The sequence below is a fragment of the Streptomyces sp. NPDC059718 genome, from assembly GCF_042733315.1.
In the GTDB taxonomy this organism is placed as follows: Bacteria; Actinomycetota; Actinomycetes; order Streptomycetales; family Streptomycetaceae; genus Actinacidiphila.
In genome coordinates, this window is the sequence record NZ_JBHWGA010000010.1 from 132,892 (window position 1) to 149,614 (window position 16,723).

Genomic DNA, 16,723 nt, shown 5'->3' on the forward strand with positions numbered 1-16,723 from the left:
CCGACGTCCCCACGGCGCTCACCTCAGCCTGCTCGACGCGAGGATCGACACCAGGTGCAGCAGCGTCTGCAGCACGGCGATGGCGGCCAGGAGGCAGACGGCGATGCGGGTGAAGAGCAGGTCGCCGTGGACGAAGTCCGCGACACCGGCGGCCAGGATCAGCAGCGAGGCCTCGACACCGCCCACCAGCCGGTGGAACTTCAGCGCGGCCGCGGCCTTGCGGGCCAGCGCCAGTCCGGAGGACCGGGGCACGGAGGCCTCGTCCTGGACGGCGGACAGACCGCTGCGGGAGCGGGCCACGTCCACCAGGTCCGTCTCGGCCTTGATCAGGATCGCGCCGAGCGCGGCCAGCGTCCCGAGGAACGCCCAGCCCCACTGGGTGGTGGCGCCGTCGCGGTGGAAGAGGTCGGCCGCGCGCAGCCCGAAGCCGACCAGCAGCGCCGCCTCGGACAGGTAGTGCCCCACCCGGTCGAGGTAGACGCCGGTGATCGAGGTCTGCTTGCGCCAGCGCGCGACCTCGCCGTCGACGCAGTCCAGCAGCAGGTACAGCTGGATCAGCAGCGCGCCGGCGACGGCGCCGGGCAGGCCGGGCACGAGCAGCGCCGCGCCGGCCGCGATGCCCGCGACGATCATGAGGTACGTGAGCTGGTTGGGGGTCACCCGGCTGTTGACGAGGTGCCGGGTCCAGCGCAGCGAGATCTCCCGCATGTAGATGCGCCCGGCCCAGTGCTCACCGCTGCGCCGGTCCTTCAGCCCCGAGGGGTGAACGACCGGCCGCAGCTCAGCTACCGATGGTTTTGGCATAGTCGGCGTATGCGTCCCTGATCTGGTCGGTGGAGAGCTCCAGGTGCTCCAGGATCGTGTAACGCCCAGGGCGGGTCTGCGGAGCGTATTCGACGGCCGTGACGAACTCGGCCTCGGTGAAACCGATTTCACCCGGTGTGGTGGGCAGCCCGTGGCGGTGCAGCACCTCCGCGAAGAGGCCGGCCTCGTCCTTGGCGCCGCGCAGGAACATCGCGAAGGCGGCACCGATGCCGACCTGCTCGCCGTGGGCGGCGGCCCGCTTGGGGTACAGCAGGTCGATCGCGTGGCTGATCTCGTGGCACGCCCCGGAGGCGGGACGGCTGTCGCCGCTGATCGACATCGCGATGCCGGTGAGCACCAGCGCCTCGGACAGCACGGTCAGGAACTCGTCCTCACCCGTGCCGCCGGGGTGCCGCAGCACCGACTCGCCGGCGGTGCGCGCCATGGCGGCGGCCAGCCCGTCGATCGGCTCACCGGTCTCGCGGTGGGACAGCTCCCAGTCCGCGATGCAGGAGATGTTCGAGATCGCGTCCCCGATCCCGGAACGGACGAACCGCACCGGGGCCTCGCGGATCACGTCGAGGTCGATGACCATCGCGATGGGGCTCGGCACGCCGTAGGAGCCGCGACCGTTGTCGTTGTCCAGGGTGGACACCGGCGAGCACAGCCCGTCGTGCGCCAGGTTGGTCGCCACCGCCACCATGGGCAGGCCGACGCGCGCGGCGGCGTACTTGGCGGCGTCGATGATCTTGCCGCCGCCGAGCCCGACCACCGCGTCGTAGCGGTTGCCGCGGATGGCGTCGGCGAGCTTCACCGCGCCGTCGATGGAACCGCCTTCGACCGCGTACCAGTCGGCGCCCGGCAGTGCCGGGGCGAGCCGCTCCCGCAGGACGGCCCCCGAACCGCCGCTTATGGCGATGGCCAGCCTGCCGGAACTGGAGATGCGCTGGTCGGCGAGGACGGTCGCCAGGTCGTCCAGGGCCCCGGCACGGATGTCGACGACGACCGGCGAGGGGATGAGCCTCGTCAGTACCGGCACGCGATCTCCCGGGCACGGTTCAGGTCGTCGTGGTTGTCGATCTCGACCCAGGAGACCTCGCCGATGGGGGCGACGTCGACCTGGAAGCCGCGGTTGACCAGCTCCTGGTAACCGTCCTCGTAGTACAGCTGCGGGTCGCGCTCGTAGGTGGCCTTCAGCGCGTCGGCGAGGTCGGCGGCGGCCTCGCCCTCGATGAGGGTGACGCCGATGTACTCACCGGTGGCGGACGCCGGGTCCATCAACTTGGTGATCCGCTGGACGCCCTTGCCCTCGGCCGTGATGACCTTCATCTCCTCGTCGGCGAGCTGCTTCACCGTGTCGAGGGCGAGGACGATGCGCTGCCCGTTGCCACGGGCGGCGAGCAGCGTCTTCTCGACGGAGACCGGGTGCACGGTGTCGCCGTTGGCGAGGATGACGCCTTCCTTGATGACGTCACGGGCGCACCACAGGGAGTAGGCGTTGTTCCACTCCTCGGCCTTGTCGTTCTCGACGAGGTGGAGCTTCAGGCCGTACTTGGCCTCCAGCTCGGCCTGCCGCTCGTAGACGGCCTCCTTGCGGTAGCCCACGACGATGGCGGCCTCGGTCAGGCCGACCTCGGCGAAGTTGCCCAGCGTGAGGTCCAGCACGGTCGTGGTCCCCTCACCCGCCGGGTCCACGGGCACCAGGGCCTTCGGCAGGGTGTCGGTGTAGGGGCGCAGTCGCCGTCCGGCGCCGGCCGCCAGCACGAGGCCGATCATGCAGGTCCTCCAGTTTCGTCGTGTACAGCGGGTGCTTGTGATGACACCCAGAAGCCGATGCTCTCGGTGAGCACCACCACCGCCAGCGCGACGGCGAGGACCGTCAGCGCGACCGTGAAACCCGCGTTGTGAGCGAGGGCCGCGGCCGCCGCCGTGACCAGCAGTGCCCGGCCTTCGTGACCGCCGGTCGCGCGGACCAGGCCCCGCGGGGGCGCACCGGTCCCGCCGCGGATGCGGTAGACCGTGTCGTAGTGATGGTAGGCGACCGCGGCCACCAGCCCGAAAGCCGCGGGCAATGCTCCGTTCACATCGGAGACCGCCGCGAGCACCAGGATGGTTCCGTATTCGGCCGCGCGGAAGACCGGCGGCACGATCCAGTCGAGGGCTCCCTTGAGCGGCCGGGAGACCGCGAGGGCCGACGTCACGGCGTAGCAGCCGGCGGCGACCGCCGGCCACGGGCTGCCGACCGGGGCGAGCAGCGACGTGGCGATCATCACTGCCGCGCCCAGCAGGGCGGCCGCGGGGATGCCGCGGCCCCGGAAGAGACGCGCGAGGCCCTCACCGAGCGGGCCGGTGTCGGCGAGGTCGGCCAGCGCCCGGGCCGCGGCGTCGCCGCAGGGTGCCGCGCCGCGCACCGAGCGCAGCACGCGGCCCGCCGTCGTGTAGCAGGCGGCCAGTCCGGAGGCGACGAGGAGCACGGTGAAGGTGATGCGCGGCGTCGTCGCCGCGGTGAGCACCGCGATCAGCGCCCAGCGTTCGCCGATGGGCAGCACGATCATCCGGCGCAGCCACACCGTCCAGCCGACGCGGTCGAGCTTCCGGGACAGCGCCGCCGCGCCGGTGCCGGTCGCGGCGTCCTGGGCGGACTCGGCGAAGGCGAAGTCCACGAGGTGGCGGCAGGTCTGCAGCAATATGGCGCCGAGCGCCAGCGCCCAGACGTCGTCACCGCCGCGGGCCGCGCCGACCGCGAGGCCCGCGTAGTACGCGTACTCCTTGGCGCGGTCGAAGGTCGCGTCCAGCCAGGCGCCGAGCGTGGAGTACTGCAGCGAGTAGCGGGCCAGCTGGCCGTCGGCGCAGTCCAGGACGAAGGACGTCAGCAGCAGCACGCCCGCGGCGACGAAACCCGGCCGGGTGCCGGTGGCCGCGCAGCCGGCCGCGACCAGGGCCACCAGCAGCGAGGCGGTGGTCACCTGGTTCGGGGTGAGCCCGCGGTGGGCGCACCAGCGCGCGATGTGGCGGGAGTAGGGGCTGATGAAGAACGTGGTGAAGAAGCCGTCACGGGACTTGACGGCGCTGCGCAGCCGCACCGCCTCGTCGTCCACGGCGGCGACGGCCGCCTCGGCGCTCACGCGCCCCGCGGCGTCGGCCGGTACGGTCGCGATCAGGACGCCGAGCTCAGGACGGTGCACGCGGACGCCGTCCTTCTCCATGCGCCCGGCGAGCCGGTCTGCGAGGGTCTCCCCCTCGCCCGTGCCCGTGTCCCCGGTCTCCGCGAGGGCTCGTGCCAGGGCCGGGCGGGCGGCGGGCCGCACCGAGACGGCGCCCGGCACGGCGGAGGCGTCGAAACGCGGATCGATCAGCCCCAGGCGCAGCGCGTGCAGGTGCCCGACGAAGCACGGGTCGACCACGGCGACGCGGTCGGCCGCCGGGGCGGCGCGCAGGCTCGCCGCGAGCGAGGCGGCGTCCTCCGCGGTGACGACCTCGAAGCCGAGGTTCCGCAGGTCGCCCTCGATCGGCGACATCGCGACCGGCGTACCGGTGAGGATGGCGGTCGACAGAAGGACTCATCTCCCTGGACGTGCGTGTGTACTCGGCGCCTGCCGGGGACGCCGCCGCCACGGGGTGCGACGCGCCGCGGGGCCGTGTCGGCAGAGGCTATCGGATTCCCGGAAGGCTCCGTTCACCGGCCGTTTCCCCTGCGGTGGGCCGCTGGGCGTGATCATCATGGTCGATCGCACGGGCGTCGACAACCGCCCGGTACGCCCTGTGGAACGGGGGTCACGCTGGGTGCCGGGGAGCGCCCGCCCGCTCCGGGAGGGCTGCCGGGTGGTCGTCGAACGGCCCGAGGGCTCGCGGTGGGGGACCGGGACGTCGTCGGGTCCCGATGCCCGTCCGGTGCCCGTCGGCGTTCCTCGACCCGGTGTTCCGCGAGCCGATGGCGGCGGACCCGCTCCCGCGCCGAACCACTAGGGTGGCGCCATGACTTGGTTGATCACCGGCGGGGCCGGCTTCATCGGATCTCACGTGGTGCGGGCGATGAGCGGCGCGGGCGAGCGCGTGGTCGTGCTCGACGACGGCTCGGCCGGTGTGCCGGCCCGGGTGCCCGCGGACGTCCCCGTGGTGACCGGCTCCGTCCTGGACCGCGCCGTGCTGGACCGCGCGATCGCGGAGCACGGCGTCACGGGCGTCGTGCACCTGGCCGCCAGGAAGCAGGTCGGCGAGTCGGTGGAGCAGCCGCTGCGCTACTACCGGGAGAACCTCGGCGGCCTCGGGACGCTGCTGGAGGCGGTGGCGGACGCGGGGATCGGCCGTTTCGTCTTCTCCTCCTCCGCCGCCGTGTACGGCCTGCCCGACGTGCCGCTGGTGACCGAGTCCACGCCGTGCCTGCCGCTGAGCCCCTACGGCGAGACCAAGCTGGCCGGCGAGTGGCTGGTCCGCGCGGCCGGGCGGGCGCACGGGATCTCCACCGCCTGCCTGCGCTACTTCAACGTCGCGGGGGCGGCCGAGCCCCGGCTGGCCGACACCGGGGTGTTCAACATCGTCCCGATGGTCTTCGACAAGCTGACCCGCGGCGAGGCCCCGCAGATCTTCGGCGACGACTACCCCACCCCCGACGGCACGTGCGTGCGCGACTACATCCACGTCGAGGACCTCGCCGACGCCCATCTCGCGGCCGCCCGCTGGGTCGGCGAGCGCGACGGCGGCACGGACCTGACGGTGAACATCGGTCGCGGCGAGGGCGTCTCCGTCCGGGAGCTGATCGACATCGTCCTCGAGGTCACCGGTCGCAAGGACGTCGCGCCGGTGATCATGCCGCGGCGCGCGGGCGACCCGGCGAGCGTGGTCGCCTCGTCCGCGCTGATCCGCCGGGAACTGGGCTGGGCGGCGAGCCGCGGCGTCCGCGAGATGGTGGAGTCCGCGTGGGAGGGCTGGTGCCTGAACCACCCGCAGGCGCGCGGCGCCTGACTACGGGCGCTCCCCCCCCCACGGCCGTCACGCTCCTCATCGCCGCAGGTCACCACGGCTGACAGCACCTGACGGCGGCCACCGTCGGCGAGTTGCCCACGGAAGGTGACCGTTGTTCACTGGGCTCGCCGGTCTCCGCGCGCGGGCACGCCGTCGCGTGGAGGCGGCGGACGGGAGCGTCGGGCGATGGGCGCAGGGCACGCGCACGGCCACGGCCACTCGCACGGGCCGGGTTCCGTACCGACGGGCACGGCGGCCGCCGCGTACCGCGGGCGGCTGCGCATGGCGCTCGGCATCACGCTGCTGATCCTGGTGGCCGAGGTCACGGGCAGCGCGCTCACCGGATCGCTCGCCCTGCTCGCCGACGCCGGGCACATGGCGACCGACGCGGCGGGCCTCGCGATGGCACTGGTGGCCATCCACTTCGCCAACCGCCCGCCGAGCGAGCGCCGCACCTTCGGGCTGGCGCGCGCCGAGATCCTGTCGGCGGTGGCCAACGCGGTGCTGCTGTTCGGCGTGGGCGCCTTCATCTTCTACGAGGCGGTCCGCCGGCTCATCACGCCCACCGAGGTGGAGGGCGGGCTCACCGTCGTCTTCGGTGCGATCGGCCTGGTGGCGAACTCGGTGTCGCTGCTGCTGCTGATGCGCGGGCAGCGCGAGAGCCTGAACGTCCGGGGTGCCTTCCTGGAGGTCATGGCGGACGCGCTGGGCTCGCTGGCCGTCGTCGTGGCGGCGCTGGTGATCCTGGCCACCGGCTGGCAGCAGGCGGACCCGGTCGCCTCGATCCTGATCGGGCTGATGATCGTCCCGCGGACGTGGAAACTGCTGCGCGAGGCGATCGACGTCCTGCTGGAGGCCGCACCCAAGGACGTGGACATGGCCGACGTACGGGCGCACATCCTGGCGCTGCCCGGAGTGGCCGGGCTGCACGACCTGCACGTGTGGACGATCACCTCGGGGATGCCGGTGCTCTCCGCGCACGTCGTGGTGAGCCGGGACGTCCTGGACGCGGTCGGCCACGAGAAGATGCTGCACGACCTGCAGGGCTGCCTCGGCACCCACTTCGACGTGGAGCACTGCACCTTCCAGCTGGAGCCGGTCGGACACGCGGAGCACGAGGCGCGGTTGTGCCACTGACGGCACGCCGCGCCGTGCGACGCAGTGTCACGAAGCCTGAGCGCGCTGCAACCGCCTCGCGTGTCCCCGCGTGAGGCAAACTGAGGTCTTGTCGTCGAAGCAAAGGATGGCCATGCCCACGAGCCCCGCCGCCGACCGGCCCCGCACACCCGCCGCGGACCCCTCCTCCAACGGTGCCCCGGCGCCGATCCTCCTCGAGCTGGTCGACGAGACCGGTGTGACGATCGGCACCGCGGAGAAGCTGTCGGCCCACCTGCCGCCGGGGCGGCTCCACCGTGCGTTCTCGGTCTTCCTCTTCGACGGCGAGGGAAGGCTGCTGCTGCAGCGCCGGGCGGCGGGGAAGTACCACTCCCCCGGAGTGTGGTCGAACACCTGCTGCGGTCACCCCTACCCGGGCGAACCGCCCTTCGTCGCCGCCGCGCGCCGCACGGGTGAGGAGCTCGGTGTGGCACCCGCGCTGATGCGGGAGGCCGGCACGGTCCGCTACAACCACCCGGACCCGGCGTCGGGGCTGGTCGAGCAGGAGTACAACCACCTCTTCGTCGGCCTGGTGACCGCGCCCCTGGACCCCGATCCGGAGGAGATCGGCGAGACCGCGTTCGTGTCGCCCGCCGAGCTCGCCGCGCTCCGCGCCGCCGGGCCGTTCTCCGCCTGGTTCCCGACCGTGCTCGATGCCGCGCTGCCGGCGGTGCGCGAGCTGACGGGCGACGCGGGCTGGTAGCCCGGGCCGCTGCGGCCGGCCCCGGTCCGTGCGGTCAGTGCACCGGGCGGGGCGGCAGCGGGAGCGCGGCCCAGATGACCTTGCCGCCGGTCGTCGTCTGCTGGACGTCGCACATCCCGCCCGCCTCGGCGGTGACCGTCTTGACCAGCAGCAGGCCGCGCCCGCCGGTGTCGGCGTCGTCGACCTGCAGGGCCTTGGGCCGGTACGGGTGGTTGTCCTCGACGGCCACCCGTACCCAGTCCACGCCGACGGCGAACTCCACGGCGATCTCGGGCGACAGCAGCGCGGCGTGCCGCACCGCGTTGGTGACCAGCTCGGAGACGATCAGCAGCAGGCCGTGCAGCAGTTCCTCGCTGACCGGCACGCCCTGGCGGACGACCAGGTCCCGTACCGCGTGCCGGGCCTGCGGCACCGAGGAGTCCAGCGCGGGGGCCGTGAAGCGCCACACGCCCTCGTACGGGCGCGGGACATCCGGCGCCATCGGGGGCACCGGATCGGGGGGCGGGACGCTCCCGCGTACGTCCATGGCGGTCTTCACCCTCGCATTCGCGCGATGCACCCCGCGGCCCCCCGCGGGCCGCCCACGGCGGCGGCGAGGTCCGCCTCACGGATCGAGTGTCGGCAGCCAACGGGTCCACCCCGAGCCGCTGACCGTAAATCCGCACCTTTCGACCACCTCCGACTCAAGGCGATCGGACGTGTCGGGCCCGTGAGCCCAACTGATCCGGTGCTTCCGGTTCACTGACGCGTCAGCGGGGCGTCCCGGGCATCGGCGACCATTCCGACGATCCGGCGGCCCCCGAGGCCGGCGCCGAGCAGCCCCAGTCCGTCGAAGAGCAGCGCCAGGGAGAAGAAGGCGCCGATGACGTAGAGGCTGCTCTCCGGCCAGTTCCCCAGGACCAGGATCGCCAGCAGGATGCCGATGGCGCCCTGGATGAGCGTCCACACCATGTGCGGCCCGCGCACCACCATGCCCCCGAAGAGGCGGAAGATCCCGCCGGTCAGGAAGAGCAGGGCCGCGAACATGGTGAGGGCGGCCGCCGTCTGCTCGGGGTTGCGGATCACGACGACCCCGGCGGCGACGTAGAGGGCCGCGACGACCAGGGCGAGCCAGAAGAAGTTGGTGTCGCGGTTCTGCACCGCCTGGACCAGGCCGACGACGCCGCCGACCAGCAGCAGCCAGCCGAAGAGCAGCATCGAGGTGATGGTCGCGAAGCCCACGTAGAACAGCCCGACCAGGCCGCCCACGACGAGGACCGCCCCGAGGGCGGCGACCCAGCCGAAGCTGCGCTTGATCCCGGCCTCCGGGGGCTCCGGATGCTTCTTGCGTCCCTTGAACGGGGCCATGGCCGTCGCCTCCTCGCGCACGTCGGGAGTCAGTCGGGAGCTACTGCTCATATACCCGATTTGCCGTGGCACGGACCGGGATAGGATCCCCGTCCGGCGGCCTCCGCGATCTCCGGCCGCCGGGACGACGACGAGATGAGGGATACGGGCATGTCCGAGCCGTCCGGGCCCGGCCTGAGGGTGGACACGGCGGGCGCCACCGCCACCGTGACGATCAGCAATCCGGCCAAGCGCAACGCGATGACCGTGGCGATGTGGCGGGAGCTGCCCGGCCTGCTCGACGGCCTCGCCGCGGACCCGGCCGTGCGCGTCCTGGTGCTCACCGGGGCCGGCGGCACCTTCTGCGCCGGCGCGGACATCTCCGACCTGCGCGATCCGGCGAGCGGTTCCGGCACGGCGCAGACCGCGGCCGTGGAGGCGGAGGAGGCGCTCGCGGCGTTCCCCAAGCCGACGCTGGCGGTGATCCGCGGCTTCTGCGTGGGCGGCGGCTGCCAGCTCGCGGCCGCCTGCGACCTGCGGTTCGCCGCGGAGGGCTCGCGCTTCGGGGTCACCCCGGCGCGGCTGGGCATCGTCTACCCCGCGTCCTCCACGCGGCGGCTGACGGGGCTGGTCGGGCCGTCGACGGCGAAGCACCTGCTGTTCTCCGCGGAGCTGATCGGCCACGAGCGGGCGCTGCGGACCGGGCTGGTGGACGAGGTGCTGGCGGAGGACGAGCTGGACAAGCGGGTCGAGGAGTTCGCCGGGGTGCTGGCCTCGCGGTCGCTGCTGACGCAGGCGGCGGCCAAGGAGTTCACCGCGCCCGGACCCGACCCCGCGCGGGTCGGGCACTGGGCCCGTCAGGCGGAGGGCAGCGACGACACGGCGGAGGGCGTGGCCGCGTTCCTGGAGGGCCGCGAGCCCCGCTTCACATGGACGGTGGCACGGTAGTCAGGGCCGCCAGGTGCGGCGGCAGCGGCACGCCGTCGCGCAGCGCCGGGTCGGGGACCGGCGTGCCCCACGCGGTGGTGAGCGGCAGGACGCCCGCCCACACGGGCAGCGCGGCGTCCGGCCCGTCGCCGTCCTCGGGCGGGCCGGTGCGGAGCTTCACCGAGGCCTCGTCGGTGGCCAGCGCCAGCAGCGTCGTCGCGGCGAGCTCCCGGCGGTCCGGCCGACGGGCGTGGTCCCACTGCCCCGGAGCGCACTGCTCGGTGAGCACCCGCAGGCCGTGCAGCTTCTCCTCGGGCTCGGTGACGGTGCGGGGCGTACCGAGGACCATCGCGCTGCGGTAGTTGACGCCGTGCTCGAAGACGGACCGGGCCAGGACCAGGCCGTCCACGTGCGTCACCGTGACGCAGACCGGCGCGCCCGGGGCCGGGCGCAGGCTGCGGCTCGCCACGGAGCCGTGCAGGTAGAGGGTGCCGGCGGCGGCGTCGTACCCGTAGGCGGTGGGCACCGCCAGCGGCGTGCCGTCGACGACGACGGCGAGGTGGCACACGAACCCCGCGCCCAGCACGGCGTCCAGGTCGTCGCGGGAGACACTGCCCTGCTCCCGGAGGCGGCGGTGACGGGTGCGCCCGGTCACGGGAAGCGTACGGTCGGCGGCTGGCACGGGCGGCCTCCGAAGGGTTCGCGGCTACAGGGCGCCGAGACTAGTCATATGAGCAGCTCCACGCCACACTTTCCACGGAATCCGTGGCGGTGGCCGTTCGGGCGACGGAATCGGTGTTTCGGCGCTCCCGGTCTCGGCGGCATGCCGACCGGTCGGTAACCTGCTGCCCATGACCGCCACCGTCCCCGCCCCCGCGCTGGAACCGCGCGCGGGCCGGCGCTGCCACAACGCCCTCAACCCCCTGCACTCGGTCGTGTACTTCTCGTCCGAGTACGACGACGAACTCGCGGCGCTCGGCCTGGAGCGGGGCGCCATGGCCTACTTCGCCGGGCGGGCCGCCCCGCTCGGCGCCGTCGCGGCGGGGACGGTCACCGCCACGTTCTACAACTTCAACCACGCGATCATCGCCCCGGTCATCCCGCGCGCCTGGGACATCGCGACCCCGGACGCGATCGTCGGGACCCGGCTGCGGGTGGCCGACGCCGTACTGACGCGGCTGCTGGGACCGGAGGTCATCGCCTCCGCCGACCTCGCCGACGCCGCGCACCTGGCGCTGCGCGCCGCCGAGGCCTGCACGCGCGGGGCCAGACCCCTCTACGCCGCCAACGCGGACCTGCCGGTGCCGGACCGGCCCCACCTCGCGCTCTGGCACGCCGCCACCCTGCTGCGCGAGCACCGCGGCGACGGTCACCTCGCGGCCCTCGCCGCCGCGGGCCTCGACGGGCCGGAGGCCCTCGTGACCCACACCGCCACCGGCAAGAGCTTCACCCCGCGCTTCGTGCAGCGCAGCCGCGGCTGGTCCGCGCAGGACTGGGCCGCGGCCCAGGACCGGCTCCGGGAGCGCGGCCTCCTCGACGCGGCGGGCGACCTCACGGACCGCGGCGTCGAACTGCGGCGCGAGATCGAGGGCGTGACCGACCGCCTCGACCGCGCCCCCTACGAGCACCTCGGCGCCGCCGCCGTCGACCGCCTCACCTCCCTCGCCGGCGCCCTGACCCACCGCGTCCTGAGCAACGGCGGCTTCCCGCTGCAGCACTTCGGCAAGGACTGAGGGGACGTCCCCCGCGCCCCGCCTGCGGTGCGGTTCCCACAACCCCCGCCTCGTCCGGCCGTCCGCCGCCGTCAGGGGGTGGGGGCCGGGGCGGGCGGGGCGGGGGTGGGGGTGAGGGGTTCGCTGCGCGTGACCTCGCGGCCGGAGCGGCCCGCCGCGCGCTTCTCGCCGCGGGCGGCGCCGATGCCGGCGACCACGACCAGGGCCGTACCCGCCGCCTGGAGAGCGGTCGGGACCTGGGAGACCAGCACCATCGCGGCGAGGAGGCTGACCGCGGGTTCCATGCCCGCGAGGGTGCCGTAGGCGGTCTTGCCGATCCGCTGCAGGGCCTTCATCTCGAGCAGGAAGGGCACCAGCGGCATCAGGACGGCGATGCCCGCCACCGCCGCGAGCACCGACCACGTGGCGCCCGCCACCACGCCCGGGGCGCCGAACGGCGCGGTGAACACCGTGGCGACGCCGAGGGAGACGGCGAGGCCGTGCTGCGCGGAGAAGCGGCTGCCGACGTGCTGGGTGCCGATCACGTACAGCGCCCAGCACGCGCCGGAGGCGACCCCGAACAGGACGCCCGCCAGGTCGGCGCCGCTCTGCCACGGGGAGGTGAGGCACAGGACGCCCGCCGCCGCGAGCAGCAGCCAGGCGAGTTCGCGGCGCTGCCGCAGGGAGGCGACGGCGACGGCGAGCGGTCCGAGGAACTCCAGCGCGGTCGCGGTCCCCAGGGGGATGCGGTCGGCGGCCTCGGAGAAGAGCAGCATCATGCCGCCGCTGACCGCGCCGAGCAGGACGACGGCCATCAGGTCCCGGCGCGGGGCGGCGCGCAGCGCGGGCCACAGCGACCGGCCGGTGAAGGCGAGCAGCAGCAGCGCGGCGAAGCCGACGCGCAGCCACGTCGTGCCGGCCGGGCCGATCTCGTCGAAGAGTTCCGTCGTCAGGGCGCTTCCGGTGTGCAGCACCGTCATCGCGGCCAGGATCAGCACGGCGCCAGGTATGCGGCGGGTCGTAAAGGTATGCGGCTCGGACACGGGTCCCATTGGACACGCCGCCCGTTGTTTCTGTCCACGCGTCATTGGCGGACGCATTGTTTACGATCGGTGGATGACCGATGCGTCCGAACAGCTCCCCGACCTCGGCCGGCTGCGCCTGCTGGTCGAGCTGAGCCGCCTGGGCACGATGGCCGCCGTCGCCGAGCGCACCGGCTACGGCACCTCCGCGGTCTCCAAGCACCTCGCCGTCCTGGAGCAGGAGGTCGGCACCCGGCTGCTCACCCCGGTCGGCCGCCGCGTGCGGCTCACCCCGGCGGGCGAGCGCCTGGTCGGGCACGCCGTGGGGATCCTCGCGGCGGTCGAGGAGGCCCGGGCCGAGCTGCGCGGGGCGTCCGGCCCGGCCGGCCGGGTGCGGCTGGCGAGCTTCGTCAGCGCCGTGGAGCCCACGGTCGTGCCCGCGCTCGGCCGGCTCCGCGCGGAGCACCCGCGCGTCGAGGTGCAGCTGTACGAGCACGAGCCGGAGCAGACCCTCGCGCTGCTGTTGTCCGGGGACGTCGACCTCGGCATCGTCTACGACTACAGCCTGGTGCCGCGCCCGGTGCCGGACGGCCTCAGCGCCCGGCAGTTCGCCACCCAGCCGATGGTGCTCCTGCTGCCGTCCGGGCACACCGGCGACCCGGGGCCGGGCGGGCCGGTGCCGCTGTCCGGGCTGAGCCGGCTGTCCGGGGCCGGGTGGATCACCAACTCGCGCGGCAGCGACGACGACGAGCTGGTGCAGCGGGTGTGCGCGCTGGCCGGCTTCACCCCGCGGATCGTCCACCGGGTCGACAGCCTGCACCTGGTGAACCTGCTGACCGGGGCGGGGCTCGGTGTGGCGCTGCTCGCCGAGTCGGGGGTGGAGCGGCAGCGCGACGACGTGGTGACCCGTCCGCTGGACCCGCTGGTCGGCACGCGCCGGCACTTCCTGGTGGCACGCTCCGGTCAGTGGTCGTGGCCGCCGATCGCGGCGGTCGCCCGGCTGCTCACGGGGTGAGCGCGCCGGGCGACCGCAGTGGTCACGTGGTCAGTCGTCACCTGGTCAGTGGACGATCCTGACGGGTTCCTCACCGGATCCGCCGACGCCCGCCGCGTCCTTCCGGGACGTGCCGTGCGCACAGGGCATCGCCGGATGCCGGCCCAGCAGCACGACGCCCACGGCGATCGCCGCGAGCCCCGCCGCCTCCCAGGCCAGCGCTCCCGGCGTGACGCGCACGCGGTCGCCCAGGAAGCCGACGCCGCAGGCGATCCCGGCGAGCGGCTGGGCGGCGGTCAGCGCGGGCAGCGACATGCGCAGCGGGGCCGTCTCGAAGGCGCTCTGCACGAGCATCAGCCCCGTCAGGCCCATCGCGACGACGGCGTACGGCTGCCAGTGCATGAGGAGCGCGCCGACGCCCTCGTCCTCGGCCACCTGGCCGGAGATCCGGGTCAGGGCGTCCTGGAGGCCGTAGAGCAGGCCCGCGGCGAGCGCCAGCACCGTGGCCTCGGGCGACGGGCGCAGCCGCCGCGCGCAGCCCACCAGGAGCAGCGCCAGGCCGACGACGACGCCGACCACGAGCCAGTGCCGCAGCGCCCCTGCGGGCGGTCCGCCGCCCGAGGGCCGGCCGGCCACGATGAACGCCGTCACCCCGAGCGCCAGCAGCGCCACGCCCGACCAGCCGTGCCACCTGAGTCTCTGGCCGGTGAGACGGCGCGAGAGCGCCATCGCGAAGAGCAGGTTGGTCGCCGTCAGCGGTTCGACGAGCGAGACCTCGCCCTTGGTGAGCGCGAGGGCGCTGAGCAGCATGCCGCAGATCATCAGGAAGACGCCGAGCAGCCACTGCGGCATGCGCATGAGGTCCAGCAGCAGCCTGAAGGAGAGGAAGTCGGACAGGGGGGCACGCTGGGCGGCCAGCTGCTGGAGTACGAAGCCCAGCCCCAGACAGCAAGCGGCCCCCACCCCGAGCAGGAATACGGCCACCTCGTCAACCTCCCGGTGTCGCCGACTGGCCCGACCTTAGCCCCTCACCCGTCTTGATCGCGACGATTGCCCGCCTGTGACTCCCGGCCTGCGGCCGCGACGGCCACAACGGGGGGCCGTGTGGTGCGCCTGCCCCGCGCGGGCACGGGCAGGCCCGCCACGATGGCGCGGATGAAGTGCAGCTCGGCGACGACGTCGGCGAGCGTCTCGCACTCGGGGGCCGCGGGGAGCTCCGGAGGGCCCGTCGCGGGGGCCCGGCCGTCCAGGGTGTCGGCGACCGCCGTGAGCGCGGCGGCCACCTGCGCCCCCTCGCGGGCCGACGGACGCGGGGCCCCTTGCTCCATTCGGACGACGCAGGCGGTGGCCGCGTCCACGATCCGCTCGGAGGCGGCGACCACCCGGAACCAGTCGCCGTTCCCGCCGTGCCGCGAGGGCAGCTCGGCGGCGAGGGTCTCGGCGGCGACGCGGGCCTCGCCCAGGGCGCTGTACGCCGCCCGGCGCAGCACCCTGCGTTCCTCGGGCCGCTCGCCGGCGGGCACGGTCAGGACGTGGTCGAGGTAGTCCCCGGTGCGCCGCTGTGCGACGGCCAGCAGGTGGCCGACCCGTGCGGTGGGGTCGGCGAGCCGCGGGAGGTGGCCCACGACGACGACGATCGCGCAGGCGATCGCGGTGTCCAGCAGACGGGACAGGGCGGCCTGGGTGTCGCCGCCGGCCCAGACGAACGCCAGCACCATGATCGTGACGGCGGAGGTCTGCAGCGCGAAATGGCGGGCCGCGAACGGCAGCAGCGCGCCCGCCACGGACGCGCAGACCGCGGTCCACCAGATCCCGCCCCCAAGGAGCGCGGCCACCGCGGCGAAGACCAGCACGCCGAGCGCCGTACCGAAGCAGCGGTTGACGACCCGGGAGAACAGCGGGCCGATGTCCGGCTTCACCAGGAACGCCGCCGTGAGCGGCAGCCAGTACCAGTGGTCCGCCCGCAGGGCCAGGGCCACGGCCGCGCTGGCGGTGACGCACACCGCGACCTTCAGCCCGTACTCACGGCCCACGGGGCCGAGGACGCGGCGGCGCAGCAGCGGCGCCGGGCGGCGGGCGGGGAGCGGCGCGGCCTCCTCGGGCCGGTCCGTGTCCGGGACCGTGCGGGCGAAGACGACGGCGGCGTGCAGCATCATCGCGTCGAAGGCGGCGCGGGCGGGGGTGGCCGGCCCGGGCGCCGGGAGGGGGCCGGGCGGCGTTCCGGTCCGCAGGGCCCCCGCGAGCCGCCGCGGGCCGTCGCCGGTCCCGGGCGGCAGGGGACGGGCCTCCCAGAGCAGGGCCGCGGCGGCGTCGGTCAGCTCGGTGGCCACGCCGAAGCGCTCGGCGAGCAGCAGTTCGTCGCGGCGTACGCGGGTACGCAGCAGACGCCGGCTGAGCCGGCGCAGCCGGACCGCCTCGTCACCGCGGTCCAGGGCGGCGCTGAGCCGCCGCCGCGCCGCCTCCGCCCCGGGTCCGCCGACGGCGTCGAGAGCGTCGGCGAGGGCGTCGAAGATCCGGGCCAGCGAGGCGCGCTCGCCCTCCAGCGCCCCGCCGGACGGGCGCGGCGGCCGCAGCACGAGCCGCAGCAGGAGCAGGCAGCCCGCCCCGGCGAGGAACCACAGCGCCTTGTACCAGGGCCCGCCGGGCAACGGCAGGCCCATCCCGATCACCATGGCGGCCAGCCCCTGCATCCCGGCCCGCGAGCAGACCGGGCCGATCACGCTGACCGCGCCCGACACCGCGCCCACCGCGAAGAGCACCGGCAGCCCCCACCACCCGCTCAGGGCGTCCCGCGTCGCGGCACCCACCAGCACGCCGAGCGCGGCGACGAGCGCGGGCAGCCCGATGTGGACGACGCCCGTCCTGCGGGTGCCGGGAAGGTCGTTGAAGCCCGCGAACAGGGCCCCGAGCCCGGCCAGCACCCCGATCTCGACGCGTCCCAGCGCGATCCCCAGCGCGAGCAGGGGCCCGGCCGCCAGCGCCCCGCGCAGCACGGCCGGCCAGGGCACCGGCCCTCGCTGCCAGCGCAGCGGATGGGCCAGCCAGGTCGGCAGGGCGACAGGCCGACGGCCGGAGCCACGGGACAGCACGGGCATCCTCACGGGACGAGAACGATCTC

At 74.4% G+C, this 16,723-nt stretch carries 16 protein-coding genes; 6 read left to right on the forward strand and 10 right to left on the reverse strand.

Annotated features, from left to right (window positions below):
• Nucleotides 1–18: 18 nt before the first annotated feature.
• The 4 genes from ACFV3E_RS14225 to ACFV3E_RS14240 are packed head-to-tail and all read right to left on the reverse strand — an operon-like array spanning nucleotide 19 to nucleotide 4,358.
• The gene (locus tag ACFV3E_RS14225) at nucleotides 19–804 is read right to left on the reverse strand and encodes a CDP-alcohol phosphatidyltransferase family protein (protein ID WP_500323853.1); all 786 of its coding nucleotides are present in this window, start codon (nucleotides 802–804) and stop codon (nucleotides 19–21) included.
• Nucleotides 782–1,843: an iron-containing alcohol dehydrogenase family protein gene (locus ACFV3E_RS14230; protein WP_500534955.1), complete on the reverse strand. Its 1,062-nt coding sequence runs from the start codon at nucleotides 1,841–1,843 to the stop codon at nucleotides 782–784. The genes ACFV3E_RS14225 and ACFV3E_RS14230 overlap by 23 nt, the downstream gene beginning before the upstream one ends.
• Nucleotides 1,831–2,580, reverse strand: coding sequence for a phosphocholine cytidylyltransferase family protein (locus tag ACFV3E_RS14235; protein WP_500323851.1), 750 nt, complete (start codon nucleotides 2,578–2,580; stop codon nucleotides 1,831–1,833). The genes ACFV3E_RS14230 and ACFV3E_RS14235 overlap by 13 nt, the downstream gene beginning before the upstream one ends.
• The gene (locus ACFV3E_RS14240; protein ID WP_500535027.1) at nucleotides 2,577–4,358 is read right to left on the reverse strand and encodes a DUF5941 domain-containing protein; all 1,782 of its coding nucleotides are present in this window, start codon (nucleotides 4,356–4,358) and stop codon (nucleotides 2,577–2,579) included. The genes ACFV3E_RS14235 and ACFV3E_RS14240 overlap by 4 nt, the downstream gene beginning before the upstream one ends.
• A gap of 421 nt (nucleotides 4,359–4,779) precedes the next feature.
• Here ACFV3E_RS14240 and galE point away from each other — a divergent pair, with 421 nt between their 5' ends.
• The 3 genes from galE to idi all read left to right on the forward strand — a co-directional run bounded on the left by galE (nucleotide 4,780) and on the right by idi (nucleotide 7,624).
• On the forward strand, nucleotides 4,780–5,766 hold the full coding sequence (galE, locus tag ACFV3E_RS14245; protein ID WP_500534956.1) for a UDP-glucose 4-epimerase GalE: 987 nt from the start codon (nucleotides 4,780–4,782) through the stop codon (nucleotides 5,764–5,766).
• 186 nt (nucleotides 5,767–5,952) lie between these two features.
• Nucleotides 5,953–6,903, forward strand: a complete 951-nt coding sequence (locus ACFV3E_RS14250; protein WP_500323849.1) for a cation diffusion facilitator family transporter — start codon at nucleotides 5,953–5,955, stop codon at nucleotides 6,901–6,903.
• Between the two features lie 112 nt (nucleotides 6,904–7,015).
• Nucleotides 7,016–7,624 (forward strand): isopentenyl-diphosphate Delta-isomerase, encoded by a 609-nt coding sequence (gene idi / locus ACFV3E_RS14255; protein WP_500364217.1) that lies wholly within the window; start codon nucleotides 7,016–7,018, stop codon nucleotides 7,622–7,624.
• A 34-nt stretch (nucleotides 7,625–7,658) separates the two neighbouring features.
• On the opposite strand, the gene ACFV3E_RS14260 is transcribed toward idi, so the two are convergent.
• On the reverse strand, nucleotides 7,659–8,150 hold the full coding sequence (locus tag ACFV3E_RS14260) for an ATP-binding protein (RefSeq protein ID WP_500534957.1): 492 nt from the start codon (nucleotides 8,148–8,150) through the stop codon (nucleotides 7,659–7,661).
• 212 nt (nucleotides 8,151–8,362) lie between these two features.
• On the reverse strand, nucleotides 8,363–8,971 hold the full coding sequence (locus ACFV3E_RS14265; protein WP_500535028.1) for an HdeD family acid-resistance protein: 609 nt from the start codon (nucleotides 8,969–8,971) through the stop codon (nucleotides 8,363–8,365).
• A 150-nt stretch (nucleotides 8,972–9,121) separates the two neighbouring features.
• On the opposite strand from ACFV3E_RS14265, the gene ACFV3E_RS14270 reads away from it, so the two are divergent.
• On the forward strand, nucleotides 9,122–9,898 hold the full coding sequence (locus ACFV3E_RS14270) for an enoyl-CoA hydratase/isomerase family protein (RefSeq protein ID WP_500534958.1): 777 nt from the start codon (nucleotides 9,122–9,124) through the stop codon (nucleotides 9,896–9,898).
• On the opposite strand, the gene ACFV3E_RS14275 is transcribed toward ACFV3E_RS14270, so the two are convergent.
• The gene (locus ACFV3E_RS14275; protein WP_500534959.1) at nucleotides 9,876–10,532 is read right to left on the reverse strand and encodes a pyridoxamine 5'-phosphate oxidase family protein; all 657 of its coding nucleotides are present in this window, start codon (nucleotides 10,530–10,532) and stop codon (nucleotides 9,876–9,878) included. The genes ACFV3E_RS14270 and ACFV3E_RS14275 overlap by 23 nt on opposite strands.
• A 196-nt stretch (nucleotides 10,533–10,728) precedes the next feature.
• On the opposite strand from ACFV3E_RS14275, the gene ACFV3E_RS14280 reads away from it, so the two are divergent.
• Nucleotides 10,729–11,610, forward strand: coding sequence for an SCO6745 family protein (locus tag ACFV3E_RS14280; RefSeq protein WP_500534960.1), 882 nt, complete (start codon nucleotides 10,729–10,731; stop codon nucleotides 11,608–11,610).
• 71 nt (nucleotides 11,611–11,681) lie between these two features.
• Here the strand turns inward: ACFV3E_RS14280 and ACFV3E_RS14285 are convergent, their stop codons facing one another.
• Entirely contained in the window at nucleotides 11,682–12,641 is a 960-nt protein-coding gene (locus ACFV3E_RS14285; protein ID WP_500534961.1) for an EamA family transporter, read from the reverse strand.
• Between the two features lie 64 nt (nucleotides 12,642–12,705).
• Between ACFV3E_RS14285 and ACFV3E_RS14290 the strand changes: the two genes are divergently transcribed.
• On the forward strand, nucleotides 12,706–13,626 hold the full coding sequence (locus ACFV3E_RS14290; RefSeq protein WP_500534962.1) for a LysR family transcriptional regulator: 921 nt from the start codon (nucleotides 12,706–12,708) through the stop codon (nucleotides 13,624–13,626).
• A 45-nt stretch (nucleotides 13,627–13,671) separates the two neighbouring features.
• Here the strand turns inward: ACFV3E_RS14290 and ACFV3E_RS14295 are convergent, their stop codons facing one another.
• Both ACFV3E_RS14295 and ACFV3E_RS14300 read right to left on the reverse strand, forming a co-directional pair.
• Nucleotides 13,672–14,589 carry a DMT family transporter gene (locus ACFV3E_RS14295; RefSeq protein WP_500534963.1) on the reverse strand — a complete coding sequence of 306 codons (918 nt, stop codon included), beginning with the start codon at nucleotides 14,587–14,589 and terminating at the stop codon, nucleotides 13,672–13,674.
• 44 nt (nucleotides 14,590–14,633) lie between these two features.
• Nucleotides 14,634–16,700 carry an FUSC family protein gene (locus ACFV3E_RS14300; RefSeq protein WP_500535029.1) on the reverse strand — a complete coding sequence of 689 codons (2,067 nt, stop codon included), beginning with the start codon at nucleotides 16,698–16,700 and terminating at the stop codon, nucleotides 14,634–14,636.
• Nucleotides 16,701–16,723: the final 23 nt, after the last annotated feature.

Bases quoted from the DNA above. Each gene is read 5' to 3' on its own strand.
- ACFV3E_RS14270 (WP_500534958.1), top strand. From the start codon at position 9,122: ATGTCCGAGCCGTCCGGGCCCGGCCTGAGGGTGGACACGGCGGGCGCC.
- ACFV3E_RS14300 (WP_500535029.1), bottom strand. From the start codon at position 16,700: ATGCCCGTGCTGTCCCGTGGCTCCGGCCGTCGGCCTGTCGCCCTGCCG.
- galE (WP_500534956.1), top strand. From the start codon at position 4,780: ATGACTTGGTTGATCACCGGCGGGGCCGGCTTCATCGGATCTCACGTG.
- ACFV3E_RS14285 (WP_500534961.1), bottom strand. From the start codon at position 12,641: ATGGGACCCGTGTCCGAGCCGCATACCTTTACGACCCGCCGCATACCT.
- ACFV3E_RS14225 (WP_500323853.1), bottom strand. From the start codon at position 804: ATGCCAAAACCATCGGTAGCTGAGCTGCGGCCGGTCGTTCACCCCTCG.
- ACFV3E_RS14250 (WP_500323849.1), top strand. From the start codon at position 5,953: ATGGGCGCAGGGCACGCGCACGGCCACGGCCACTCGCACGGGCCGGGT.
- ACFV3E_RS14235 (WP_500323851.1), bottom strand. From the start codon at position 2,580: ATGATCGGCCTCGTGCTGGCGGCCGGCGCCGGACGGCGACTGCGCCCC.
- idi (WP_500364217.1), top strand. From the start codon at position 7,016: ATGCCCACGAGCCCCGCCGCCGACCGGCCCCGCACACCCGCCGCGGAC.
- ACFV3E_RS14280 (WP_500534960.1), top strand. From the start codon at position 10,729: ATGACCGCCACCGTCCCCGCCCCCGCGCTGGAACCGCGCGCGGGCCGG.
- ACFV3E_RS14290 (WP_500534962.1), top strand. From the start codon at position 12,706: ATGACCGATGCGTCCGAACAGCTCCCCGACCTCGGCCGGCTGCGCCTG.
- ACFV3E_RS14260 (WP_500534957.1), bottom strand. From the start codon at position 8,150: ATGGACGTACGCGGGAGCGTCCCGCCCCCCGATCCGGTGCCCCCGATG.
- ACFV3E_RS14265 (WP_500535028.1), bottom strand. From the start codon at position 8,971: ATGGCCCCGTTCAAGGGACGCAAGAAGCATCCGGAGCCCCCGGAGGCC.